This is a genomic window from Sinorhizobium prairiense (assembly GCF_029201645.2).
GTDB lineage: Bacteria > Pseudomonadota > Alphaproteobacteria > Rhizobiales > Rhizobiaceae > Sinorhizobium > Sinorhizobium meliloti_A.
Genome location: NZ_CP104130.1, coordinates 236,013 through 260,347 on the forward strand (window position 1 = coordinate 236,013; position 24,335 = coordinate 260,347).

Annotated in this window: 25 protein-coding genes and 1 pseudogene; 24 read left to right on the top strand and 2 right to left on the bottom strand. The window is 56.7% G+C overall.

The genetic code is table 11. The features are described from left to right. Nucleotides 1-111 precede the first annotated feature (111 nt). Nucleotides 112-384, bottom strand: coding sequence for a hypothetical protein (locus N0Q91_RS31175; RefSeq protein WP_527229542.1), 273 nt, complete (start codon nucleotides 382-384; stop codon nucleotides 112-114). Here N0Q91_RS31175 and N0Q91_RS01165 point away from each other — a divergent pair. From N0Q91_RS01165 to N0Q91_RS01185, 5 genes are all read left to right on the top strand, one after another. Then, a complete protein-coding gene (locus tag N0Q91_RS01165; RefSeq protein ID WP_375341936.1) occupies nucleotides 352-1,260 on the top strand; it encodes an MBL fold metallo-hydrolase in 909 nt (302 codons plus the stop codon). The genes N0Q91_RS31175 and N0Q91_RS01165 overlap by 33 nt on opposite strands. Before the next feature lie 12 nt (nucleotides 1,261-1,272). After that, nucleotides 1,273-2,400 (top strand): zinc-dependent alcohol dehydrogenase family protein, encoded by a 1,128-nt coding sequence (locus tag N0Q91_RS01170; RefSeq protein ID WP_104840808.1) that lies wholly within the window; start codon nucleotides 1,273-1,275, stop codon nucleotides 2,398-2,400. A gap of 18 nt (nucleotides 2,401-2,418) precedes the next feature. Continuing rightward, the gene (locus N0Q91_RS01175) at nucleotides 2,419-3,195 is read left to right on the top strand and encodes an N-acyl homoserine lactonase family protein (RefSeq protein ID WP_275596353.1); all 777 of its coding nucleotides are present in this window, start codon (nucleotides 2,419-2,421) and stop codon (nucleotides 3,193-3,195) included. 111 nt (nucleotides 3,196-3,306) lie between these two features. Further along, complete coding sequence (locus tag N0Q91_RS01180) at nucleotides 3,307-3,996, top strand: GntR family transcriptional regulator (protein WP_104840810.1); 690 nt, start codon at nucleotides 3,307-3,309, stop codon at nucleotides 3,994-3,996. Nucleotides 3,997-4,126: 130 nt separating this feature from the next. Next, a complete protein-coding gene (locus tag N0Q91_RS01185; RefSeq protein ID WP_275596354.1) occupies nucleotides 4,127-5,356 on the top strand; it encodes an alpha/beta fold hydrolase in 1,230 nt (409 codons plus the stop codon). 33 nt (nucleotides 5,357-5,389) lie between these two features. Here N0Q91_RS01185 and N0Q91_RS01190 read toward each other — a convergent pair whose 3' ends face one another. Next, nucleotides 5,390-6,157 (bottom strand): SDR family oxidoreductase, encoded by a 768-nt coding sequence (locus N0Q91_RS01190; protein WP_275596355.1) that lies wholly within the window; start codon nucleotides 6,155-6,157, stop codon nucleotides 5,390-5,392. A gap of 134 nt (nucleotides 6,158-6,291) precedes the next feature. Between N0Q91_RS01190 and N0Q91_RS01195 the strand changes: the two genes are divergently transcribed. The 19 genes and pseudogenes from N0Q91_RS01195 (at nucleotide 6,292) to N0Q91_RS01285 (ending at nucleotide 24,224) form a co-directional block, all read left to right on the top strand. After that, nucleotides 6,292-6,801: a flavin reductase family protein gene (locus tag N0Q91_RS01195; RefSeq protein ID WP_275596356.1), complete on the top strand. Its 510-nt coding sequence runs from the start codon at nucleotides 6,292-6,294 to the stop codon at nucleotides 6,799-6,801. Between the two features lie 65 nt (nucleotides 6,802-6,866). Next, on the top strand, nucleotides 6,867-7,280 hold the full coding sequence (locus tag N0Q91_RS01200) for a carboxymuconolactone decarboxylase family protein (protein ID WP_199773440.1): 414 nt from the start codon (nucleotides 6,867-6,869) through the stop codon (nucleotides 7,278-7,280). Nucleotides 7,281-7,340: 60 nt separating this feature from the next. Then, complete coding sequence (locus N0Q91_RS01205) at nucleotides 7,341-8,462, top strand: LLM class flavin-dependent oxidoreductase (RefSeq protein WP_275596357.1); 1,122 nt, start codon at nucleotides 7,341-7,343, stop codon at nucleotides 8,460-8,462. A gap of 127 nt (nucleotides 8,463-8,589) precedes the next feature. Beyond that, complete coding sequence (locus N0Q91_RS01210) at nucleotides 8,590-9,759, top strand: ABC transporter substrate-binding protein (RefSeq protein ID WP_104840816.1); 1,170 nt, start codon at nucleotides 8,590-8,592, stop codon at nucleotides 9,757-9,759. Between the two features lie 73 nt (nucleotides 9,760-9,832). Next, a complete protein-coding gene (locus N0Q91_RS01215; protein WP_104840817.1) occupies nucleotides 9,833-11,110 on the top strand; it encodes an LL-diaminopimelate aminotransferase in 1,278 nt (425 codons plus the stop codon). Nucleotides 11,111-11,132: 22 nt separating this feature from the next. Then, nucleotides 11,133-11,465 carry a GFA family protein gene (locus N0Q91_RS01220; RefSeq protein ID WP_234828251.1) on the top strand — a complete coding sequence of 111 codons (333 nt, stop codon included), beginning with the start codon at nucleotides 11,133-11,135 and terminating at the stop codon, nucleotides 11,463-11,465. A 400-nt stretch (nucleotides 11,466-11,865) separates the two neighbouring features. Further along, the gene (locus tag N0Q91_RS01225) at nucleotides 11,866-12,420 is read left to right on the top strand and encodes an NADPH-dependent FMN reductase (RefSeq protein ID WP_104840819.1); all 555 of its coding nucleotides are present in this window, start codon (nucleotides 11,866-11,868) and stop codon (nucleotides 12,418-12,420) included. After that, nucleotides 12,402-13,682 (top strand): bifunctional 3,4-dihydroxy-2-butanone-4-phosphate synthase/GTP cyclohydrolase II, encoded by a 1,281-nt coding sequence (locus tag N0Q91_RS01230; protein WP_104840820.1) that lies wholly within the window; start codon nucleotides 12,402-12,404, stop codon nucleotides 13,680-13,682. Before N0Q91_RS01225 ends, N0Q91_RS01230 begins: the two co-directional genes overlap by 19 nt. A gap of 294 nt (nucleotides 13,683-13,976) precedes the next feature. Then, nucleotides 13,977-14,660, top strand: coding sequence for a GntR family transcriptional regulator (locus tag N0Q91_RS01235; RefSeq protein ID WP_375341864.1), 684 nt, complete (start codon nucleotides 13,977-13,979; stop codon nucleotides 14,658-14,660). A 91-nt stretch (nucleotides 14,661-14,751) separates the two neighbouring features. Next, nucleotides 14,752-15,639 carry an NAD(P)-dependent oxidoreductase gene (locus N0Q91_RS01240; protein WP_234828232.1) on the top strand — a complete coding sequence of 296 codons (888 nt, stop codon included), beginning with the start codon at nucleotides 14,752-14,754 and terminating at the stop codon, nucleotides 15,637-15,639. A 94-nt stretch (nucleotides 15,640-15,733) separates the two neighbouring features. Beyond that, a complete protein-coding gene (locus N0Q91_RS01245) occupies nucleotides 15,734-16,162 on the top strand; it encodes a carboxymuconolactone decarboxylase family protein (protein WP_275596358.1) in 429 nt (142 codons plus the stop codon). Nucleotides 16,163-16,238: 76 nt separating this feature from the next. Beyond that, nucleotides 16,239-16,622 (top strand): hypothetical protein, encoded by a 384-nt coding sequence (locus tag N0Q91_RS01250; RefSeq protein ID WP_275596359.1) that lies wholly within the window; start codon nucleotides 16,239-16,241, stop codon nucleotides 16,620-16,622. After that, a complete protein-coding gene (locus tag N0Q91_RS01255; protein WP_275596360.1) occupies nucleotides 16,619-17,515 on the top strand; it encodes an alpha/beta fold hydrolase in 897 nt (298 codons plus the stop codon). The genes N0Q91_RS01250 and N0Q91_RS01255 overlap by 4 nt, the downstream gene beginning before the upstream one ends. A gap of 25 nt (nucleotides 17,516-17,540) precedes the next feature. Continuing rightward, on the top strand, nucleotides 17,541-18,707 hold the full coding sequence (locus tag N0Q91_RS01260; protein ID WP_275596361.1) for an ABC transporter substrate-binding protein: 1,167 nt from the start codon (nucleotides 17,541-17,543) through the stop codon (nucleotides 18,705-18,707). Between the two features lie 89 nt (nucleotides 18,708-18,796). Beyond that, nucleotides 18,797-20,353: a sugar ABC transporter ATP-binding protein gene (locus N0Q91_RS01265; RefSeq protein ID WP_275599827.1), complete on the top strand. Its 1,557-nt coding sequence runs from the start codon at nucleotides 18,797-18,799 to the stop codon at nucleotides 20,351-20,353. Further along, nucleotides 20,350-21,324: an ABC transporter permease gene (locus tag N0Q91_RS01270; protein ID WP_275596363.1), complete on the top strand. Its 975-nt coding sequence runs from the start codon at nucleotides 20,350-20,352 to the stop codon at nucleotides 21,322-21,324. The genes N0Q91_RS01265 and N0Q91_RS01270 overlap by 4 nt, the downstream gene beginning before the upstream one ends. Before the next feature lie 12 nt (nucleotides 21,325-21,336). Next, nucleotides 21,337-22,355: pseudogene (locus N0Q91_RS01275) on the top strand (ABC transporter permease). Between the two features lie 31 nt (nucleotides 22,356-22,386). Continuing rightward, on the top strand, nucleotides 22,387-23,874 hold the full coding sequence (locus N0Q91_RS01280) for an NAD-dependent succinate-semialdehyde dehydrogenase (RefSeq protein WP_275596365.1): 1,488 nt from the start codon (nucleotides 22,387-22,389) through the stop codon (nucleotides 23,872-23,874). A 152-nt stretch (nucleotides 23,875-24,026) separates the two neighbouring features. Continuing rightward, nucleotides 24,027-24,224, top strand: coding sequence for a hypothetical protein (locus N0Q91_RS01285; protein WP_275596366.1), 198 nt, complete (start codon nucleotides 24,027-24,029; stop codon nucleotides 24,222-24,224). Nucleotides 24,225-24,335: the final 111 nt, after the last annotated feature.

Genomic DNA, 24,335 nt, shown 5'->3' on the forward strand with positions numbered 1-24,335 from the left:
TCCAGACCTGCTTCGCGCCTTGCCAAATCGATGGGAGGGGAAACGAGCTTGTCTACGGCTGCCTGTGGACTCGCGATTGGCCGTTGACCGCGGCTTGGCGCAGATCGAGGATCACGGGATCGCGATAGCCTTCCAGGTTGTTGGCACGGCGTCAGCAAGCGCCTTGCCAACGCCGTCACGCAGGCCGCGTGCTTTAACCGCAATGACTTCCTTCCGAGATAGTTGGCGTTGTTCCGCCCGGTAGCTCGGAGTTTCAACGCCGCAGTGTGTGCCCCTTCTATGAAACGTGAAACCACCAACAGCAATTGACAGATTATCATACAATCTGCCAAGAAGCTGTAGAGGAACACGATGGGAGGAAAATCGGTGTCTCTTAACAAACATCACCAAGCGAAGCTTCCCTACTTTTATCCATTTGGATTCGGCGACGGAAAAATCACTATCCTGTCCGACGGGCCGCTAGCGCTAGGCGACCCAGGAACGAACTTTTTAGGCGTAGACGAAAGCACGGTCAGCGGAATGCTAGAACGCAATTTTCTGCCGACGAACAATGTCGTGCTTGAGCAGAATGTGCCGCTTGTTGAAATAAATGGGAGGACAATTTTGTTCGATACCGGGATGGGTTCCTCCAAGGTTTTTGGCCCTACCACGGGTCAACTCTTAACCAGCCTTGAGGAAGCGGGCCGAGATCCGACGGAGATCGATGCCGTAGTTCTGTCGCACGCTCATATCGATCATACTGGCGGGCTCTGCGATGCGAGTGGCAATCTTAATTTCCCAAACGCCGAGATATTCATCAGTGAGCGAGACTTCACAGACTGGACGGATGGGTCGTCGATCGACTCTTCTTTTCACTTTCAGATCGAAAATGCCCGGAGAAACCTGCTCCCGCACAAGGACCGCACCTTCTTTTTCAAGGATGGGGAGGAGTTCTTGCCCGGTATCCAGGCGATTTCCGCCCCCGGCCACACGCTCGGCCATCACTGCTTTATGATTCAATCCGGAAACGATCGCCTCTGCTTCCTCGGCGATCTTACACATCATCATATCCTATTGATGGAGCGGCCGATGATGGAATTCAAATATGATACGGACCCGAAGTTGTCAGCGATATCTCGTACGCGCGTGCTGGACATGCTTGCGAAAGATCGAATTGCGGTGATGTCCTATCACTTCGCATGGCCGGGTGCTGGTCACGTGGTGCGGAATGGAGACGGATTCCGCTACATCCCGGCTCCAATGCAGTTGCTTGCAAATTGATAGGAATCAGACATGCAAACGCGTTCGGCAATCCTCAGGGAGTCGGGTCTGCCGAAGCCCTACTCCGATTCGAAACCCCTCAAAATCGAGCTTGTGGAACTGACGCCGCCTGGCCCTATGGAGGTCCTAGTCAAGATCAAGGCTGCCGGGGTCTGCCACTCCGACCTATCCGCAATCAATGGCGACAGACCGCGTCCTCTTCCAGTCGCTCTCGGCCATGAGGCATCTGGCGTCGTCGAAGCAACCGGGCCGGGCGTGGAGAACGTCGATGTTGGTGACCACGTGGTCATGTCATTTTTACCGGTCTGCGGTCATTGTTCATTCTGCGTTGAAGGCCGGGCAAGCCTCTGCGAACCGGGTTATGAGGCCAATGCTGCGGGGACGCTTCTGTCGGGCAGCAAGCATATCCGTCTGAAAGGATACGAAATTAACCATCACAGTGGAGTCTCTGCCTTTTCCGAGTATTCTGTTGTGTCGGCGAACTCGGTTGTCAAAGTGACCAAGGATATTGACTTGGCAGAAGCCGCGCTTTTCGGTTGCGCGGTTTTGACTGGCGTTGGAGCGGTGATGAACACCTGCGATGTCCGCCCAGGCCAAAGTGTCGCGGTAATCGGCCTCGGCGGTGTCGGCCTTTCGGCGATCCTCGGCGCCGTCGCGAGTGGAGCTGGCAATATCATTGCGATCGACCTCGTCCAAGCCAAGCTTGACCTTGCCAAGGAGCTGGGGGCGACCAAAACCTTTCTGGCGAGCTCGCCAGACATTGTGGCTCAGGTAAAAAGCGCGACGAGCGGTGGGGTAGATTACGCAATCGAGATGGCTGGATCCAAAAAGGCGTTCGAACTCGCATATGAGATTACCCGGCGGGGCGGGATGACCGCAACCGCAGGACTGGCCAATGTCAATTCCCGTTTCGAGATCTCGCCTTTGCCGTTGGTCGGAGAAGAGAGAACGATCAAGGGGAGCTATATGGGCTCGTGCGTGCCATCGCGCGACATACCCCGGTATATCGAAATGTATCTCAAAGGGAAGCTGCCAGTTGTCAAATTGCTGTCGAGCACCGGTCCCCTTGACGAGATTAACGAAGCGTTTGACCGCCTCGATCGAGCCGAGATCAATCGACACCTCGTCGTTATGAGCTGATATTGGGGGAGACTTCTCTTGCACGAGTGGAAAGCACTGGCCATCCATTATGGCACCGCGCAACGGCCAGTGAGTGATCTGGCGCTTGAGATCAATGACCTTCACGAAGCTGCATCACGCATCGATTATTTCGTGTGGCTAATCCGCCTTCCAAACCGCCTCATCCTCGTTGACACCGGTTTTAACGCCGAGGAGGGGGCAGCCAGAGGACGGACTCTGTTGATCCATCCGGTCGCAGCTCTGAGCCGCCTTGGCATCGAACACAGCGATATTACAGATGTCGTCGTGACGCACCTGCATTACGATCATGCAGGAAACCTTCCAGCCTTCCCCAAAGCTACTTTTCATATCCAGGACCGGGAAATGGCTTATTGCACGGGGCGATGTATGTGCCATGAGCGAATGCGTCGGCCCTTTGCCGCAGAAGGGGTCGTCGACGCGGTTCGGCTCGTTTTCCAGTCAAGGGTTTGCTTCCATGACGGTGATGCCGAAATCGCTCCGGGATGCAAGTTACACTTGGTGGGCGGGCACTCGAAGGGGCTGCAGGTTGTCACCCTGACGGCAGGCGACGCCTTGCTCGTCATCGCCTCGGACGCGCTTCATTTTCAAAGCTACCTTACGAACGATAACGCGTTTCCTTTATTTGCCGACTACGCAGAGGTAATGGAAGCATATAACAAACTTCGCATTCTCGCGGGGCGGAATGGCCTCATCATTCCAGGGCACGACCCTGTGGTACTCGACAGATTTTCGGCTTTGGCGACGGACCTCCCATTCGCTAGGGTCCTTCTCTAACGGCCATCCGCCCAACCGTTCAGATTTTTCGCTGTTTCGCAGACAATCGGGTTGTCCTACGAAACGAACGCGCGGTATACATTGAACCTGTGGCTTTGGGTTTGAATGTGAATGGGAACGATGGACCTTCAGATTGCGCGTAAGAACGCCTCCTTGCGGATCCAGGTCGAGGATAAGCTCCGGCAGGCAATTTCAAGCGGCCGTTTCCAGCCCGGGCAGCGGCTGGTGGAGCGAGAGCTGTGCGAACTTATCGGGGTCGGCCGAACCTCAATTCGAGAAGCCTTGCGCCAGCTGGAGGCCGAAGGGCTTATAACCAGCTACCCCCATCGCGGCCCGGTCGTCAGCACCATCAGCTACGACGAGGCCGTACAGCTCTATAGAGTGCGGGCGCTACTCGAGAGCTTCGCCGGACAGGAGTTCGCCGAAAAAGGTTCGGACGAAGATATCGCTGCTCTGCTCAACACCGTCGAAGAATTTGCGGCTGCTGCTGATCGCGGTTCCTCAACGCGAATCATTGAAGCGAAGACCGCCTTCTACGATTGCTTGATGACCGGCAGTAAGAACGTGTTCGTCAAGCAAATGCTAACATCGCTGCACAACCGTGTCACACTGTTGCGGCTGACGTCGATGACCCAGCCCGGTCGTCTGCAACACAGCGTTTCCGAGATAAGAGGAATCGCTGCCGCTATTCAGCAGCGTGATGGCGAAAAGGCCGCTGCGCTTTGCAAGCAGCATATCGAAACCGCGGCTAAAGTGGCCTTGGACTACCTGAGCAAGAACCCAGTCGAAACCCCAGAGTAAATCGACATAAACCGGCATGTTCGACCGGTTGAGATTGACAGATTGTCTGCCAATCTGCTTACGTTTCCTTGGGAGGGTGAAGCGCGAGCAGGATGGCCTCCCGGCAACGTCATTTTCTTAGGGAGGACCTATGGGCGCCCATGCCGAGCTAAATAAACGCATAGCCCTTGCGATTGATGATCCGGAATTGCCGCGACTGACTCCAGGTCTGACGACACGAATCTCGTTTCATGTTGGATCAGGAGCGTCGACGCTTGCTGTAGAGAACGGACTGGTTGCGTTCGATAGGGCGGTCGGAGATGCTGAGGTTAATCTGAGGGCCTCAGAGGAAGCCTGGGAAAAGGTGATGCAGGTGCCGCCGCCCGCAACCTTTCACTCGTTCACTGCCTTTCAACTAGCCAACCCCGAATTCACACTATCCGGTTCTCCTGTAGCAATCGCTCAAGCCCGCCCGGCTATAGAACGACTGTTCGAAATCGTTGTGGCGTCTCCGCCGATCGTTGTCGCAAAGGTCGATCGAAACATCGAACAGGTGACCGGACGATATAAACAGGTAAACATCGATGGGGTGGAGCACGACATCTACTACGAGGAAGCTGGAGCAGGGACGCCGATCCTCTTCCTCCATACGGCTGGGGCAGACAGCCGCCAGTTTCTGCCACAACTTTCCGACACCGGGCTCGCTCGCTCGAACCGAATGATTGCAGTTGATCTACCATTTCATGGACGCTCGATGCCACCGTTGAGTTGGGATGGCTCGCCCTATCAGCTCACGAAGGATCTCTATCTGTCCTGGTGCACGGCGATACTTGACCAAATTGTCGGGGACAGAGCAGTTGCCATCGGAGGATCGATGGGGGCTGCGATGTGCATGGTACTAGCCGCTGAGCGGCCGGAACGGTTGCTGGGAGTGATCGCCATAGAACCACCTTTCAGGTCAAAGGGGCGTCGCAATCCTTTTCAGCACAACGTCAATGTTCATGCGTCGCTTCACAACTCAGCCTATGTCCGCGGAATTATGAGTCCACTCAGCCCTCAAGCTGAGCGACGCCGTGCCAGTTGGATCTACTCGCAGGGTGCCCCAGGGGTTTATCCAGGCGATCTTTCCTTCTACAGCGACGAATTTGATGGGGCCGTCGTCGGTCCGAAGATCGACGCCAAGCGAACGCCGACCGTTCTCCTTTCCGGAACATATGATTACTCTGCGACGCCTGCAGACGGAGAAAAGCTCGCGGATCTTATTCCCGGGAGCCGTCATGTCGTCATGGACGGCCTCGGGCATTTCCCAATGTGCGAAAATCCCGATTATTTCCGTAGCTTTTTGGAAGACGCTATTCGGTTCGTCGAAGACAATGCCTAAAAAAGGGGCGGCATGAAAATGCCGCCCCTCCGTTCACTTCACCAAGTGGTTTCCGATCGAAGAACCACCGTCGACAGTCAAGATGCTTCCGGTCGCGAAAGTGGAGCGATCGGAGGCAAGAAAGAGCATTGCTTCAGCGATCTCTTCAGGTGTTCCCATTCGATCCATAGCGGCGCGTGCGTTGAAATCGCTACGAAGTTTCACCGGGTCTTCCGATTCGGCGAAGATCTTTGTGAAATAAGGCGAGTCGATCGTACCAGGGGCGACCGCGTTGACACGGATCCCTTCTTTCGCGTGATCCAAGGCCATCGCCCGCGTTAGCGAAGATATCGCCCCTTTTGACGCGACGTAGGCCGTCCTGTCCGCGATCGCTGAGGTCGCTGTGTAGGAAGTCGTGTTAACGATGGAACCTCCACCATTCCGACGCATCACGGGAATAACATACTTGGAGCAAAGGAATATACCTTTGACGTTGACTGACATAATTCGGTCCCAAGTTTCCTCAGTGATAGTCACGACATTACCGGTCGTTCCGAAGCCGGCATTGTTGACGAGCACGTCGATCCGACTCCACTTCCCGACAGTCTTCTGAACCATGCGCTCCACGTCTTGAGCCGAAGAAACGTCGACGCGAATACCGAAGGCATTTGGACCGATCTCGCCCGCTACCCGATGCGCTGCGTTTTCGTTGACATCAGCGACGGCTACGTAGGCGCCGTGGTTCGCGAAGAGGAGCGCCGTTGCTCGGCCTATTCCGCTACCTCCCCCTGTGACGATACAAACTTTTTGATTCAAATCCATCGCGGCTCTCCTCTTAATTCGCTGACGTGAGAGAACAGTTTTGCAGACAATCTGTCAATCACGATAAACTGGTTGACAGATTGTCTGCTAATCTGTTTATTCGGCTCTACTGAGTTCGACCGCGGGGGGATGATATGGCCGATACCAGCACCGACGCGCAGTCGGCATTCAAGGCGGCTATGCGCCGGTTCACATCAACCATTTGCTTGATCACGACCGAGCTTGGCGGCGTTCGTCACGGCATGGCTGCGACCGCAGTTCAGTCGGTTACGGCCGAGCCACCGACTGTTCTCGTCTGCATCAACCAGTCTGCTTCGATAAGCCAGCCTTTGAAGGCTTCTGGAAAATTCGCCGTCAACATGTTGCACCTTTCACATGCGGGCCTTGTGCCGCTGTTCAGTGGAAAGCTGAAGGGTGAAGAGCGCTTCCATCACGGCAAGTGGCTGTCTCTCGACGGCATGCCGGTCCTGTCCGATGCACAGGCCGCGTTTGTCTGTCAGCTAAAAGATGTTGTTCACGTTGGAACCCATGATGTTGTGCTCGGAGAAGTCCTCGAAGCACGGTTCATCGAGTCGATCGCACCGCTTCTCTACGAGAACGGCCAACTCGTCAGGTCGTCGTCCATCAGCGGACCGGCGGCATAACAGGTCGCCTTGACGACCAATCAAACAACTCATGGAGAGCCCAACGGGCGACAAGGAGATAAAGGGTGAGCAACACAGCAACCGCAAGAGTGAATGGACGTGAAATTAGTGAACGCTTTGAGCGTGGGCTAAAGACAAGGCGCGAAGTTCTGGGAGGCGCCTATGTCGATGCGTCGGTCAGCAAGGCAACCGACTTCAATTGGCCGATGCAAGCCCTTGTTACGGAATACTGCTGGGACGAAATTTGGAACCGGCCCGGGCTGGAGCGCAAGCAGCGCAGCATTCTTAATCTAGGAATGATCTCGGCACTCAATCGACCCCATGAGCTGAAGCTGCATGTTCGCGGGGCGATCAACAACGGTCTTACCAAAGAAGAGATCCGGGAGATTTTCCTCCAGGTTTCTATCTACTGCGGTGTTCCTGCGGCAATCGACAGTTTCCGCGTGGCGGCGGAAGTCTTCGAAGAAATGGGCATCTGATTATCCAAGTCTTTTATGCGCGGCTGAGCACCATATGGTGCCAGCCGGAGGAGGAACCAAGTGACTGCACAAGAAGATTTCCGCTCTGCGGGAAACCCAATGTTTAATGACAACAAGCTCAAGCTTGGAGTGTTCGGAACCAACTGCTCGAATGCTTGCGCCATCACGCTCGCCGAGACGACGTTTGAGCCGACTTTCGACCACAATGTTGACATTGCCAAGAAGCTCGAGGCTGCCGGTTGGGAGTGCATGGTGCCGATTGCGCGCTGGCGTGGTTTTGGCGGTCTCTCGAACTTCAATGGCGTGAACATGGATACGTTCACCTGGGCAGCCGCTCTCGCTGCGGTCACCACGAAGCTCCAGTTCTTTTCAACGACGCACATTCCGACCCTGAACCCGATCGTCGCAACCAAGATGGCGACAACAATCGACCACATCTCGAAGGGGCGTTACGGCCTCAATCTCGTTACCGGCTGGTTCACTCCCGAAATGGAGATGTTCGGTGTTCCGATGATGGAACACGACACACGCTATGAATACGCCACCGAATGGATGGAGATCGTTGAAACTCTCTGGAAACGGAATGGCGTCACCTTCGAAGGTGAATTCCTCAAAGTCAAGGACGCCTTCAGTGAGCCCAAGCCTTACAATAAGGCGGGTCGACCGCTTCTGATCTGCGCCGGCGCCTCTGGCAAGGGAATGCACTTCACCGCCAAGTTCTGCGATTTCAACTTCGGCTTCATGCAAGACATGGAATCCGGTGCCGCCTGGGTCAAAAAGGTGAAGGACCTGGCGCGCACTGAGTACGACCGCGATCTCGGTACGTTTACGGCCTGCCCTGTCGTCGTTCGCGAAACGGAACAGGAAGCGAAGGAATATTACGACTACTACGTTAATCAGAAGGGTGACTGGGAGGCGTGCGAGAACATCTGCGAAGTCCTCCAGGTGCAGTCTCAGAACCACTCCGCCGAAATGTATCAAAAATTCAAGGAGCGCTTCATCGCCGGTTGGGGTGGATACCCGATCGTCGGCAATCCAGAACAAGTTGCCGACAAGCTCGTGGCTCTCAGCAACACAGGTGTCAACGGCGCCTTGCTGACGATGGTCGACTACAATGAGGAGCTTCCCTTCTTCAATGAGCGGGTCATGCCGCTGCTCAAGCAGGCCGGCCTGCGCAAGTGAACACGTCTGCGGGATGGCGACTGCCGTCCCGCCACGAGCTCCGCCGGAGTTCCGGCAAGACTTCCGCGGCTGGCGACCAAAAGGGTCGGCGGTTTGAGCGGACCACAAAGGGGGAGGAGGCCCTATAATGCTGAAGAAAGTCGTTGCAGCGCTTTTTGCGCTGTCGAGTCTTTATCAAATGAACGGAGTGGCGAGGGCTGACGGGCTCGATTCGCTGCCGCCCGACCAGAAGGCGCTCTACGAGAATATCGATCCTGCAATTCCGCTTGGGGGAACGGTATGGAAGGATTTTGTCGCGAAGCGTCCACCGCCGTGGAAAATTGGCTATGCGTCCACATATGCCGGTAACACCTGGCGTGCGAACATCCTGGACGAATTCACGAACGTATTGCTGCCGAAATACAAGGAGGCAGGCCTAGTCTCCGAGCTTATCGTCACGCAGTCTGACCTCAAGGACGCTGTCCAAATCCAGCAGATGCGGCAGATGGTTGACGATGGTGTTGATGCGATCATCATTTGCTGCTCGAACATCACCGCCCTCAACAAAACCATCGAGTATGCCCATTCCCAAGGCGTCCCGGTCTTTTCAGTGTCGGGTTATGTCACATCCCCATATGCGATTAACGCCACCGAGAACAACACGGACGGTGGCTACAAGGCTGCTGAGTGGCTTGCCAAGGAAATTGGCGAAAAGGGCAACATCCTGATGGTGTCCGGTATTCCCGGTTTCGCGTCATCGGACAGCTTCGACATTGGCGCGAAAAAGGCCTTCGAACAGTTCCATGATATCAGCATTGTAGGGAATGTAGCAGGGAAGTGGACCGATCAGGTTGCCCAGGTCGAGGTTCAGAAGTTTCTTGCCACGAATCCTGCTAAGATTGACGGCATCCTTGTTCAGTCCGCGTCTGAGAACGGTGTCCTTAACGCCGTACAGCAATCCGGTCGCGATATGATGCCTATCGTGCTTGGTGGCGAAGCTTCCGCCGCCTGCTATTGGCGGAAAAATCCCGACTTTATCAGCAAGAGCTTCCATTTCTGGCCGCCGCGCTCTGATGCCCGCCTCGTGTGGGATGTAATGATGCGGACGCTAGAAGGCCAGGGACCGAAAATTCAGTCCATTCTTCGCCCTGCTCTTCCTTACACGATCGATGATGTGAAAGGGGTACTGACGGACGATTGCGATCCAAACTCAACCGATTGGATTGAGCCGAAGGATAACGGCTGGTGGCCCGCAGACGTCGCCGCAAAGTACTTCGAACGCCCTGAAGATCCGTTGGCTTGGAGGCCGAAGAAGTAACCAGGTTTCTCCTGCTGGAGACCTCCCGGCCTTCCGCGTCGGTTGCAACAACCGGCGCGGAAGGAAACTAGACATGGCTGGAAACAGTGTGCCGGACTTTCACAGAATCCAACGTCTACCACCTTATGTTTTCGAACAGGTCAACCGTTTGAAAGCAAGCGCGCGAGCCGCCGGTGCTGACATCGTCGACCTCGGCATGGGCAATCCCGACCTTCCCACTCCCCAGTCGATCGTCGACAAGCTCTGCGAGGTGGTGCAGGACCCGCGCACCCATCGCTATTCCTCGTCCAAGGGTATTCCGGGGCTGCGTCGCGCCCAGGCGGCCTATTATGCCCGCCGTTTCGGTGTCAAGCTCAATCCCGAGACCCAGGTCGTCGCGACACTCGGCTCGAAGGAAGGCTTTGCCAACATGGCGCAGGCGATCACCGCGCCGGGCGACGTGGTCCTGTGTCCTAACCCCACCTATCCGATCCACGCTTTCGGCTTCCTGATGGCCGGCGGCGTCATCCGCTCGATCTCGGTGGAGCCGGACGAGAGCTTCTTCCCGCCGCTCGAGCGGGCCGTGAAGCACTCGATCCCGAAGCCTCTGGCGCTGATCCTCAATTATCCGTCCAACCCGACGGCCCAGGTCGCGACGCTCGATTTCTACAAGGACGTCATCGCATTTGCGAAGAAGCACGACATCATCGTTCTGTCGGACCTCGCCTATTCGGAAATCTATTTCGACGACGTGCCGCCGCCCTCAGTTCTGGAAGTGCCGGGCGCGATCGACGTGACGGTCGAATTCACCTCGATGTCGAAGACCTTTTCGATGCCCGGCTGGCGCATGGGCTTCGCGGTCGGCAACGAGCGGCTGATCGCGGCGCTGACGCGGGTCAAGTCCTATCTCGATTACGGCGCCTTCACGCCGATCCAGGTGGCCGCGACGCAGGCGCTGAACGGCGACGGCAGCGACATCGCCGAGGTCCGCAACATCTACAAGCGCCGCCGTGACGTGATGGTCGACAGCTTCGGCAAGGCCGGCTTCGAAGTGCCGCCGCCGCCGGCGACGATGTTTGCCTGGGCGAAGATCCCAGAAAAATTTCGTCATCTCGGCTCGCTTGAGTTTTCCAAACTGCTTGTCGAAAAGGCGGATGTCGCGGTCGCTCCGGGCATCGGCTTCGGCGAGCAGGGCGACGACTATGTGCGGCTGGCGCTCGTCGAAAACGAGCACCGCATCCGCCAGGCGGCGCGCAATATGAAACGCTGGCTGGGCCTCGCGCATGAAAAAGACGATCTCAACGCAATTAACAGTGAAAGGACACCCGATGCCGATCTTGGGATCATGTCAATGCAAGGGCGTTACATATGAGGTTCAGGAAATCGACGGACCGATGTGGAATTGCTTCTGCCAAACATGTCGAAAGTCACACGCCGCTGACCATAATACCGCTGCAAAGGTGAAAAGCGAGCACTTCAAGATCCTGACAGGTCAAGACATGCTCAAGAGTTTCGAATCGACGCCTGGAAAGCTACGATGGTTTTGTTCAACATGCGGCTCACATGTTTATGCGGAGCGGCCGGCTAGCCCAGAGCTCAAAGTCCTTAGAGCTGGCACCTTTGACACTGATCCTGGCAACGTGCCGATGTCAAACGTGTGGGTCTCCCATGCGAAAGCCTGGTTGGGGCATGATCCGTCGAAACCAAGCTCACCCGAGTTCCCGTAAGCGACCTGGCTTATCCTATCGGTTCGGAACTGAGGTGGAGATCGTGATCGGTTGCGTGCTTCAGAACGAGCGGCAAGACATCTCTTTTCCGCCCCAGTTTTCGGAGAAGCTTTCGCGCGCAGGACGGCTTGTGCAATGGGGACTTCGTAAAGCTCGTGGGTGTCGGCGCGCACCTGAAGGGAGCCCGACGCCGGCTGGGGCTGAATGACGAGCCATTCACATCGAGCTCTGGAGGCGTAATCCAGTCAGAGTTTCGCTGTGACGTCTCTGAAAACGGCATTCAAGACCATCCGGAATTTAATGCGTGTAGAGGGCGGTTCCAGCTTCAAGACTATTTTAGCCGTTGTGAATTGTAGGATTGTCTGATAATTTTATTGCTGCGTAGAAGTGGGCTCCAAAAATGAAAATTGTTGCGATAACAGGGAATTTAACGCGTCCATCGAAAACTCGGGCTGTCGCGGACTACGTGGTCGGCCGAGCTCGATCATGTGGAGACGTTGTGAACTGCTGGGATCTTGTCGACCTTCATCCGCACCTTGGGGCGACAATCTGGCCTTCCGATGCCGCTGAGAATGTTAAAGCCGCCCTTGAAGATGTTGCGACCAGCGACCTTCTCATCGTCGGTAGCCCTGTCTACAAGGCATCCTATACCGGCTTGCTGAAGCACTTTTTCGATCTCATCGACATGAAGGCGCTTAAGGGCCGCCATATTATAGCTTTCGCGACGGGGAAAGCTCCGGCTCACGGGCCGCTGGTGGAGGTCTCGATGCGGGCCTTATTCGATTTTTTCGATGCGCAGATTGACGGTAAGTTCATATTTGCCCTCGACGAAGACTTTGATAATGCAGTGCTCTCCGAGAACCTGCGCGCGGCCGTGGATGACACGTTCGATAACGCACGCCGGGCCGTTAGCGCCTGGCGTGCAGGAGGTTACCAATGGCCTTTTCCAGCATAGATGATGCTATCCAGGCGATCGCGGCGGGCAAGATGGTCATCGTGGTCGATGATGAAAACCGCGAAAACGAGGGCGACATAGTCGTTGCCGCTGAAAAAACCACAGCTGAGCATGTTGCTTTCATGATGCGGTACGCGAGAGGGTTGATCTGCGCGCCTCTTGCGGCCGAACGCCTCGACGACCTCGAGATCCCGCTGATGGTGACGCGGAACTCGGATTCGATGCAGACGGCATTTACGGTCTCGGTCGACTACAAACGCGGCACCACCACAGGTATCTCCGCCGAAGACCGCGCCGCGACCATAACTTCACTCGTTGATCCCGCCACGCGCCCAGAAGACCTTTCGCGACCAGGCCACATCTTTCCTTTGCGCGCAAACCGCCTTGGCGTCCTGGGCCGTCCGGGCCATACCGAGGCTGCCGTGGATCTTGCACGCCTAGCGGGTCTTGCACCGGCTGGCGTCATCTGTGAAATTGCCAATGACGACGGAACCATGTCGCGGCTGCCCGAACTCGAGAGTTTCGCGAGCGAACATGGTCTTCATATCATAACGATTGATTCCCTGGTTGAGCACTGCCGGAGCCGCGGTGCACAGGTCAAGCGATACGCGCAGTCTCGGATGCCGACCCGCTTTGGCGAATTCGATGCGATCGCTTATCGCCACGCTGCGACCGGAATTGAACACATTGCTCTAGTCCTTGGGGATCTCACCGAGAGGGAGAATGTCCTGGTTCGCGTGCATTCGGAATGTCTGACGGGTGAAGCATTCCGCTCTTTGCGGTGCGATTGTGGGCAGCAACTCGAAATGGCTCTACGGGCGGTTCAGTTGGCGGGTGCCGGTTGCGTGATCTACATGCGCGGCCAGGAAGGCCGTGGTATCGGGCTTGGAAACAAGATCGCAGCGTATCGCCTGCAGGATCACGGTTCCGATACTCTCGAAGCAAATCACAGGCTCGGCTTTGCGTCCGATTCTCGGGACTATGACGCAGCGGCGCAAATGATCCGCGACCTAGGCATTAACACGGTTCGTCTTCTCACAAACAACCCGGCAAAAATCCAGGCGCTTCGAAGCGCAGGCGTGAATGTATCATCCAGACAAAGTTTAATCGCCACGTCCAGTGCATCCAATGTCAGTTATCTTCGGACTAAGCGAGATCGGTTGGGTCACCTTCTCGACCACGACATACCAGCTGAACAGGCTGGTAGCGACAACATTGTTTCAATGTGGAGTTCGCAGGTCTTTTCGGGGCCACTTGGTTAGCCGGGCCACCAGAGTACGGGGATGCCGTCCGTCTCTAGCCAGCGATGAGAACTGGAGACCTAGTTTTTAGCGGACGTACTCTCGCCGGAGCAGACTGGCTGCCATTGGATCTCGCGACATGCGGGATGCGTGAAAAATCCAGCGGAGTTGAATCAACCGGGTAGACACGCGGGCTCGAGTCAGACCGGCCAGCCGATTATCAGCTCTCAGACAATCCGCATTGATATCTTGTCCGAAAGCCGCCATATGTAGCCGAACGGTGGCATGGCATATAGCCTTTATTTGGTGATGGTGATGGAGTCAGATCTACAGATTGCGAGACAGAATGCGACCTTGCGCGTCAAGGTCGAAGATACCCTGCGACAGGCGATTGCAAAAGGCCGTTTCAAACCCGGGCAGCGCCTTGTCGAGCGCGAGCTCTGTGAGATGCTCGGCGTCGGAAGGACTTCAGTTCGTGAGGCTCTGCGTCAGCTGGAGGCCGAAGGTATCATCACCAGTTTCCCTCACAAGGGACCGGTCGTGAGCACGATCACCTATGAGGAAGCTGCGCAACTGTATACGGTGCGCGCGCTGCTCGAGGGTTTCGCCGGGCAGCAATTTGCGGAAAACGGCACGGCGGCAGATATTGCAACACTTCAGGCTGCGGTAGTCGAGTTCGAGGCCGCCGCTGCAAGCGACGTAGGAAGCCGATTAATCGACGCGAAGAACGCTTTTTACAATTGCTTGATGGACGGCAGCAAGAATGTGTTCGTCAGGCAACTGCTGACATCTCTCCACAACCGGATCAACTTGCTGCGCATGACCTCGATGACACAGCCGGGCCGCCTTGCTCACAGCATTGAAGAGATCAAAGAAATCGCGGAAGCCATCAAGAATCGCAACGGTCCGCTGGCTGCGGCTGCCTGCAAGCACCACATCGATCAAGCTGCGAAGGTAGCTTTGGAATATCTCCGGAAGAACGCCGCTCACGAATCTTGAAAATTAAGATTGACAGATTGTCTGATAATCCGTTTACTCCACTCAGAAGAAGAGCAGGCGTTTTGATGCCTGTCTGAAGTCGGAGGAAGAATTGTCAACGACAGTCAAGGCAGCGCGCGTGGCCTTCATCGGTCTCGGCGCGATGGGTCAGCCTATGGCCCAACACCTCATCTCGGCGGGTTTTGAAGTCCTCGGATTCGATCTCTCGCAGGATGCGCGGCAGGAACTTGCAAAAGCAGGCGGCCGAGCCGCGGAGACGATTTCAGACGCCATGAAAGGCGCCGATTACGTCATTACCATGCTTCCCAACGGCAAGATCGTCCGGGGTGCCCTCCTGACCGGAAATGCCTGCGACGGCCTGAAGCCAGGTGCTCTTGTCATCGACATGAGCTCTTCTGCGCCGAACGACACTCGTGAACTCGGGGTTGAACTCGCTGCGCGAGGGTTTAGGCTGGTGGACGCGCCAGTATCCGGCGGCGTCAAACGCGCCGTTTCGGGGACTCTGACCATCATGGCGGGCGGCGTCGAAACCGACATAGAAGAGGCGGAGCCGTTCCTCAAGGCGATCGGATCGCAGGTGTTTAAGACGGGTCCGGTCGGATCGGGCCATGCTATGAAGGCAATCAATAACTTCGTTTCTGGCGCAGGGGTACTCGCGGCAATAGAGGCCGTGGTTCTCGGCCGTTCGTTCGGCTTAGAGCCTAATACGATCGTGGACATTCTGAACTCCTCGTCGGGCAAAAACAATGCGACGGAGGTGAAGATGAAGCAGTTCATCCTATCCGAAACATTCGGCTCCGGTTTCGCGCTTGGACTGATGGCGAAAGATATCCGTATCGCTGCCGACCTCGCTACGACGCTCGGCCTGCGCCTGGAAGCTCTTGCAAGCACCGCTGATGCTTGGGACGCGGCGCAGAAGGAGCTCGGTCCTGCGGAGGATCACACCCGCATCATCCAGTACGTGACGGACCACGCGTAGACCCGCTGCGGCGATGAAAACCCACAATCAAATTGACAGATTGTCTGATAATCTGTAAAAAGTATGGAAACGAAAAGCTAGGGAGCTTTGTTGAATGACCGTTTTGGAAACAGCGACAGTCAGGACCGGCGGTACGGATCGGCCAGTGCCGTCTGAGCAATTCGCCCACGGCCTCGCGACCCGTCGTGAAGTTATGGGTGACGAATATGTCGACGCCGCTCTTGGGAAAGCGACCGACTTCACCTGGCCTATGCAGCAACTCGTGACTGAGTACTGCTGGGACAACATCTGGAACCGGCCAGGCCTCGACAGGCGTTCTCGGTCGATTCTCAACCTGGGCATGATCTCGGTTCTCAACCGTCCTCACGAACTCAGGGGACACGTTCGGGGTGCGATCAACAACGGCCTCACGAAAGAAGAGATCCAGGAGATTTTCCTACAGGTCGCGATCTATGTCGGGGTCCCCGCAGGGATCGACAGTTTCCGGCATGCCCAAGACGTTTTCAACGAGATGGGCATCTGAATTTGCCGTCCTAGGAAGTGCCGGCAGCACCGTAGGCGCGGATTGACCGCACCGATTAACCAGGGAGGAGCCGAAGATGGCTATAGATCTCGACAAGTTCAAGAAACTTGCGCTGGAGGACTTCGAGTTCAAGCGCGAAACCCGCTATCTCAACGGCATCATCAAATGCGACTTTCCGACCCGCAGCGTCGCCCTTCATTTCGATGACGGCAAGCTGCTGAAGGTTGAAGAAGCGGAATACGAAGACGACAAGTGCACAATCGTCATCCGCGGCACGGCCGAACAGTGGGAAGCTCTGCTCCAGCACAAACCACTTCCGTTCTACCAGTGCCTGCAGTCGTCGAACATCAAGCACGGCCTCTATCTCAGCAACAACAACGAAACCTTCGCGTATCTGCCAGCTCTCAACCGCATGACGACCCTGATGCGCAACGCCCGTCCGGAAGGAGTAGCAGCATGACCAAGCACGATCCCATCACCGGCCGTTACATCTATCTGACGATCGAAGACATCGAATACCGCGTCTACTACGAAGAAGCAGGGCAAGGTATCCCGCTCCTCGTCGGCCACACGGCCGGTTCTGATGGACGTCAGTACCGACATTTGCTGTGCGATGAGGAGGTGACGAAGAATTTCCGGGTAATTGCTTTTGACCTGCCCTATCACGGCAAATCGCTCCCCCCTTACGGCGTTCGCTGGTGGGAGAAGGAATACAACATGACGAAGAAGTTCATGATGGACTTCCAGCTTGTGTTCTCAAAAGCGCTGGGTCTCGATCGTCCTGTTTACATGGGCAGCTCGATGGGTGGCCACCTCGCCATCGATCTGGCGTCGAACTACCCGGACAATTTCCGAGCGACGATCTCGGTCGAAGGCGCCTTGCGTTCCGCCGCAGAGTATGTCGACGTAGGTATGGCGGGTATTCGCAAAGAGTTCGACAATCCCAATGTCAACCGCACCTCCATCGGCGCGGCGATGATGCTGAACATCTCACCTTATTCGCCGGAGGCAAATGTCCGGGAAATCCAGTGGGAGTACAGCTGCGGCGGTCCCGGTATCTTCGCGGGCGATCTCTATTACTACTATTACGATCACAACGTTTCGCAGGAAGAAGCAAGCAGGATCGATACGTCGAAGTGCATGCTCTACTTCCTTACCGGCGAATACGATCCCAACACATCGCCAGCCGACACCAAAATCGCCGCTGACCTCGTCAAGGGTTCCAAGTTCTGGACGATGGAAAAACTTGGGCACTTCCCGGTCACCGAGGACTACACGGAGTTCCGCAAATACCTGCTGCCGATCCTCGAGGAGATCCAGCAGTCATCCGCGACGCCGGCGAAGGTCGCCTGAAAGCGGTTTTGGGAGGAGCATGTCAATGAAAGGGATTTCTAAAACGATTCTTGGGGCGCTGGTTTCCGTCAGCGCCCTGGCGAGCGCGGCCTACGCTGACGGCGTCGACCAGTTGCCCGAAACCGAAAAGAAAATCTACGAGATCGTCGATCCGCAGATTCCGCTTGGCCCGAGCGCCTACAAGGACTTTAAGCCCAAGAAAGGTCCGCCGTGGAAGATCGGTTACGCGAGCAGCTACGCAGGGAACACCTGGCGCGCGGCCGCCCTCGATGCTGTGATGAACGAACTTCTTCCCCGCTCGAAGCAAGCAGGCCTTGTTTCGGAGGTCGTGGTCACGCAGTCCGATCTCAAGGATTCAGTGCAGATCCAGCAGATGCGCCAGATGGTGGATGACGGTGTCGACGCTATCATCATCTGCTGCTCGAACGTCACGGCGCTCAACCAGACCATCGAATATGCCTACAAGGCGGGTGTTCCGGTCTTCTCCTTCTCCGGTTACGTGACCTCGCCGTACGCTATAAACGGCGCTGCAAACCACGCACAGGGTGGCGGCGAAATGGCAACTTGGCTTGCCGAGAAGATTGGAAAGAAGGGCAACGTTCTTCTCGTTTCCGGTATTCCCGGCTTCGCCTCGTCTGACAGCTTCGACAAGGCTGCCAAGGAGGCCCTTGCCAAGTATCCAGACATCAACATCGTGGGCGAAGTGGCTGGAAAGTGGACCGACCAGGTCGCTCAGGTTGAAGTTCAGAAGTTCCTGGCGACGAACCCGACCCAAATCGATGGTATCCTCACGCAAGGCGCACAGGAAAACGGCGTTCTCAACGCTATGCTGCAGTCGGGACGCTCGATGGTACCAATCACGCTCGGCGGCGAAGCTTCGGCCGCGTGCTATTGGCGGAAGAACCCCGAGTGGATCGATGCAGGCTTTCACATCTGGCCGCCGCGCCGCGAGATGCAGCAGATGTGGGAGATCATGCTCCGCACGCTTCAGGGACAGGGGCCTAAAGTGCAGTCCTTCCTGCGACCGGTTCTGCCATTCACGATCGACGAGGTGCGTGCAGCTATCCCCGAAGATTGCGACCTTAACTCGACGGACTTCATCGAGCCAAAGGCTGACGGATGGTTCCCGGCTGCCGTAGCGGACAAGTATTTCGAGCGACCAGCCGACCCTTGGAAGCCCGTGGCCAACTAAACCTCAAGCCGCCCGGCGAATAAGATTGCCGGCCGGATGACAATGAGGAGTGACCGCCGGCGGCGGAGCTTGCGGGTGGAGGTTCTGCAATGAACAATGAAATCACTATCAAAATGGTCGAGGTCGCCAAGGCATTCGGAGAGACGAGGGCGTTGAAGAAGTGCGACTTCGAGGCCCGGGCCGGCGAGGTCCACGCGATCGTCGGTGAGAACGGTAGCGGCAAGAGCACCATGGCAAAAATCATGTCTGGCGTGCTGCATCCCGACGCCGGTAAGGTAGCAATTCTCGGGGAGCGCGTCGCATCGCCAATCGACGCGAAACGCGTCGGCCTCGCCACGATATTCCAGGAAGTCCTGGTGGCTGAAGAGGCCAGTGTCTTCGACAACCTCTATGTTGGACGCGATGGTATCTTTAAGCCCGAGAAGAACAAGGGCGATCGGAAGCTTGAGGCGCAGAATATTCTAACGCGCCTTGTCGGCAAACCAGTCGATATCGAGCAGATTGTCGGCAGCCTGCCATTGAGCGTCAAGCAATGGATCGTAATTGCGCGCGCGATCCTTCGAAAACCGAAGGTTCTGATCCTCGATGAATCCTCCGCGGCTCTTGACCTCGATTCTACGATCCGCCTTCACGAAGAAATCGACCGTCTGCGAGCGGGTGGAGCGACGGTGCTGATCGTCACTCACCGCATCGCTGAGCTCGTCCGCATCGCCGATCGCGCGACTATCCTTCGGGACGGGGTCACCGTTGGGGTGCTGGAAAAGCATGAGATCACCGAAGAGAACCTGTTGGCGATGATGACCCCAGCCGACCGGCGGGCGAGTGAGGCGACAGAGTACGCATCTAAAAAGGACCGCGAAGTAGCACCGGCGATCCTGTCGGTGCGAAACCTTGCCGCTCACAGGGCGGCGGCTCCCTTCGACTTCGACCTCCCGAGGGGAGCAATCGTCGGCGTGGCGGGTCTTGACGGACAGGGGCAGGATGCGTTCGTGCGCGCTGTCGCGAGAATCCTTCAGCCTTTCGGAGGCGATGTCCAAGTCCGATCTGCCGACACAGGCAAAATGACCTCGATAACTACTCTCGATGAGGCGACCAAGTTTGGCATTTCTTACGTGTCTGGAGATCGAAAGCGGGAAGGCATCTTCCCGCAGCAGAGCATCTTCGAGAACTTGGCGATCGGCGTCTACAGGAAGAACCTAGGACCGCTTGGCGTTATCAAAAAACAATCGCTTAAGCCGATGTTCAAACGGGAAGTTGATCGCCTGCGCATCAAGATCGGCAGCCCCTCTAATAAGATAACGTCCCTTTCTGGAGGCAATCAGCAAAAGGTGCTGATTGGACGGGCATTTGCGAACGATCCCCAAGTCATTGTCCTCAATGATCCGGCACGCGGTGTCGACCTCGGAACCAAACGAGACCTTTACCGCGAGCTGCGCTCTTTCGCCGACAAGGGCGGAAGCGTCATCTATCTTTCCAGTGAGATCGAGGAGTTTCTCGGCTTCGCCGACCGCGTCGACGTCTTCTTCGCCGGCAAGCTCTTCCGGTCGCTTGCTGGTGACGATATCGCCGAAGAGCCCATCCTCGCGGCGATGTTCGGAAAGTCTAAAAACGCCTCCGTTGAGTTCGAAGTGGAAAGGACCGCATGATGTCCGGCAACGCAATTCGACAAGTCACGCAGGATCGATCGCTCTTTGTTCCTGCGGCACTTTTCCTAGTCCTGCTGGTCGCTGTGGCGATCCGCGGGCCTAGCTTGTTCACCACCAACGGTCTGGCGGGCGCAATCCTGGTCGCTTCGCCCCTAATTCTCACTGCGCTTGCGATTACACCAATCGTGATGGCGGGCAGGGGAGCAGTGGACCTCTCTGTCGGTCCGTTGATGGGCTTTATCAACGTCACCCTGATAACTTGGCTCGTCGGCAATGGGATCACCAATCCCGTCGTTGTAATTTGCTGGGCAGTCGTTCTCGGTGCGGCGTTCCAATTGCTACAGGCCCTAATCATCATCTACGTGCGCGTGGCCCCGATCATTGTGACACTATCAGGCTTCCTCGTCCTGTCCGGCGTCAATTTGATGGTAATGTCTCGTCCTGGTGGCGTTGCGCCAGACTGGATGATGTCGTGGGGTGCAGGCACGAGCGTCATGTCGCCTGTGCTGGCGCTCCTGATCGCAGCCTACGCGCTCTGGGTGGTCATAAGACGCACAATGTTCTATCGGAACCTGTGCATGACAGGTGCCGATGAACGCATGGCCTACACGAGCGGTGTTCAGGTCGACCTGGTGCGCATCATTGCCCACGTTATCGGCGGCGTCTTCGCAGGTTTGGCAGCTCTGAGCTACACGGCTCTGATTTCCTCCGGCGACCCGACACAAGGCAGTACTTACACGCTCCAGGCGGTCACCGCTCTCGTCCTTGGCGGAGCGAGCCTTTCCGGCGGTCGGGGCGGGGCGCTCGGTTCAACGCTTGGCGCGATCAATATGTTCATGATCTCGTATCTCCTCTCCACATTCAACTTTGGCACGGTTTCCGGGTTCGTCACTCAGATGGCCTTTGGTCTGATCCTCGTCGGATCGCTCCTCGTGAATGTCTTCGTCATCAGCCGCCGCTCCGCCGCTTGAGGGAATAAGGAAATGGTTACCAAGGTCATGACTTCTGAGATCGTCTCAGCACAGCGCTCAAATCCAATCGGTACGCACAAGAGCATCTCGATCGGCTTCGCGCTTCTTGCCTGTCTTCTGCTGCTTGGTGCACTGCTGGTCCCCGGCTTCGTCTCGTCGCAGAACGCGCGCTCGATACTTCTCCTGGCTGCGTTCCTCGGACTCGCGTCTGTCGGACAGACGCTGTGCGCTCTAGTGGGCGCGCTGGATCTTTCGATCCCGTACATCATCGGGGGTGCCAACATCCTTCTACCAAGCCTAATGGTGGCAGGACTGCCGGCTCCTGTAGCCATACTTTTGGTGGTGTTGCTGGGCGCCCTCATCGGCGCTGGGAATGGCGCTCTGAGTTTCAAGCTCCAAGGCCAGGCACTGATCATGTCGCTCGGAGTCGGCTTCGCCGCGGTTGGCGCGGTACAGATCTACACGTCGCTCGGCTCGCAGTTCGGCGGGACAGTGTTCGCGCCCGTCCCCGTATGGCTGCGCAACATTTCAGCATTCAACGGGACATTCTTTGGTCTGCCGATTCCCCTGTCATCATCATCTGGGCTGTCGTCGCCATCGCGCTGGGTTGGGTCATGTACAATACTTGGTTTGGTCGTAGCATCTATGCCATCGGAGGAAGTCGGACTGCCGCCGCGCGCCTTGGAATCTCCGAGTTCAAGGTTTGGACGGTTATCCATAGCGTCAGCGGTGCGATGTCCACGATCACAGGCATGCTGCTCCTCGGTTTTTCGGGCGGCGGGTTCGTCGGGGTCGGCGATCCGTATCTGTTCACCACCGTCGCTGCGGTCGTAATTGGTGGAACATCACTGCTTGGTGGGGCAGGCGGTTACGGCGCCACCGTTCTCGGCGTACTCGTGCTTACCGTGTTGACGTCCCTTCTCGTGGGACTGGGCCTCAGTTTCCCTGCGCAGCAGGCCGTCGTCGGTCTGCTGATCGTGCCGATGGTCGCGATCTATGCCCGATCGCCCCACATCCGAAACCAGATCTGAAATCTCACATAGGCATTCGAAAGGAACACTGATGGCCGTCTCCAACACTCTGCGCAACCGTCTAAAAGATGCCTCTCTCGTACGTGAAGAAATGCTCGTGGGAGGCGTCTGGCAACGGCAGGGAGCAGGCGGTGAGCGGATCGAGGTGCAGAATCCCTCCACTCTCGACATCCTTGCATCTCTTCCCAGCGCCGGCTTGGAGGACGTGCGTGTTGCCATTGCCGTCGCGAAGGAGGCACAGAAAAAGTGGGCAAACCGCTCCGGGAAGGAGCGGGCCGGGATCATGCGGAAGTTTTATGAAGCCGTTGTGGAGAACGCTGAAGACCTTGCCGTGATCCTAACGTCTGAGATGGGCAAGCCGCTTGCCGAAGCTCGCGGCGAGGTCGCTTACGGCGCATCTTACATCGAATGGTTCGGTGAAGAGGCGAAACGCGTCTACGGTGACACGATACCGGGACACCATGCCGATAAGCGTCTTCTCGTCCTGAAACAGCCAGTCGGTGTCGTCGCCGCTATTGCGCCCTGGAACTTTCCATCAGCGATGGTCGCCCGCAAGGTCGCGCCGGCTCTCGCTTCCGGCTGCGCCATCGTATTCAAGCCCGCCGCGGAAACTCCGCTTTCGGCTGTCGCGCTTGCAATCCTGGCCGAACGTGCGGGAGTTCCTTCCGGTCTATTCAGCGTGATCCCGACAAGAAACGCGAGGATGTTTGGGGAGGAAGTCTGCTCGAACCCAATCGTCAAGAAGCTTACGTTTACCGGTTCGACGGAAGTCGGACGCATCTTGATGGCGCAGGGAGCACAGAAGATCATGAAGCTGAGTCTCGAACTCGGCGGCAACGCTCCTTTCATTGTCTTCAACGACGCGGACCTCGACGAAGCGGTGGAAGGAGCGATGCTATCCAAATTCCGCAACGCCGGGCAAACATGCGTCTGCGCGAATCGTCTGTATGTTCAGAGCGGCATCTACGACAAGTTCGTCGAAAAGCTTGCCAGCCGCGTCGCCGGGCTTAAAGTCTCAGACGGATTTGAAGATGGAGCGACGATCGGCCCGTTGATCAATGACGAGGCGGTGACGAAGCTTTACAACCATATCGAGGACGCGGTTGACCACGGAGCATCCGTCGTTGTCGGCGGCAAAAGACATGAGAACGGTGGGACCTTTGTCCAGCCGACCCTTCTGTCTGGAGCGACGAAGGATATGAAGGTCGCCCGCGAGGAAACCTTCGCGCCGCTGGCACCGGTCTTTAAGTTCGAGACCGCCGATGAAGTCATTGAGCTCGCCAATGATACCGAGTTTGGTCTTGCCGCCTATTTCTATGCGAACGACCTTCGTAACGTCTGGAAGGTCACCGAGGCGCTTGAGTACGGCATGGTCGGCGTCAATACGGGCCTAATCTCGACCGAAGTGGCTCCGTTCGGTGGCGTAAAGCAGTCGGGTTTCGGTCGCGAGGGCTCGAAGTATGGCATGGAAGACTTCTTGTCCATGAAATACGTCTGCCTCGGCGGCATGAGCGCTTGAGCAAGTCGAGGAGGTGCGTCGAAGGCGTGCCTCCCTGTGAGAGCTCGCAATCAGGTGAATAGGCGATCTCCCAAAACACAGCTGCGGATGCCGCCTTTTTCTAATCTCTTGGACAGGTCCTGGAGCTGAACCGCTCTTCAATGAGGTTCCACATGACAGAACAAGCATCGGCCGAACACTTCACGAAAGTCACCGGGAGCGATCGCGATTTCTCGGCGTTCTACAACTTTGACGACTTCACCCAAGAAAAAGCCGATAGTGTCGATCTCACCGCTCGTGCAAGCATCGAAGGCGCCAATGGCTTCGGTCGGGTAAATGCATCGCGCGTGAAGATCGCTGACGACGAATGAGCCTAAATATCCCGTCTGGGGAGACGCGGCAGCTTTGCAGGATTCCTCACTGGCGTGGAACCGCTCCGGGCGCCAGCGGGGCAGGGAATAGCATCGTTAGATGGCCGTTAG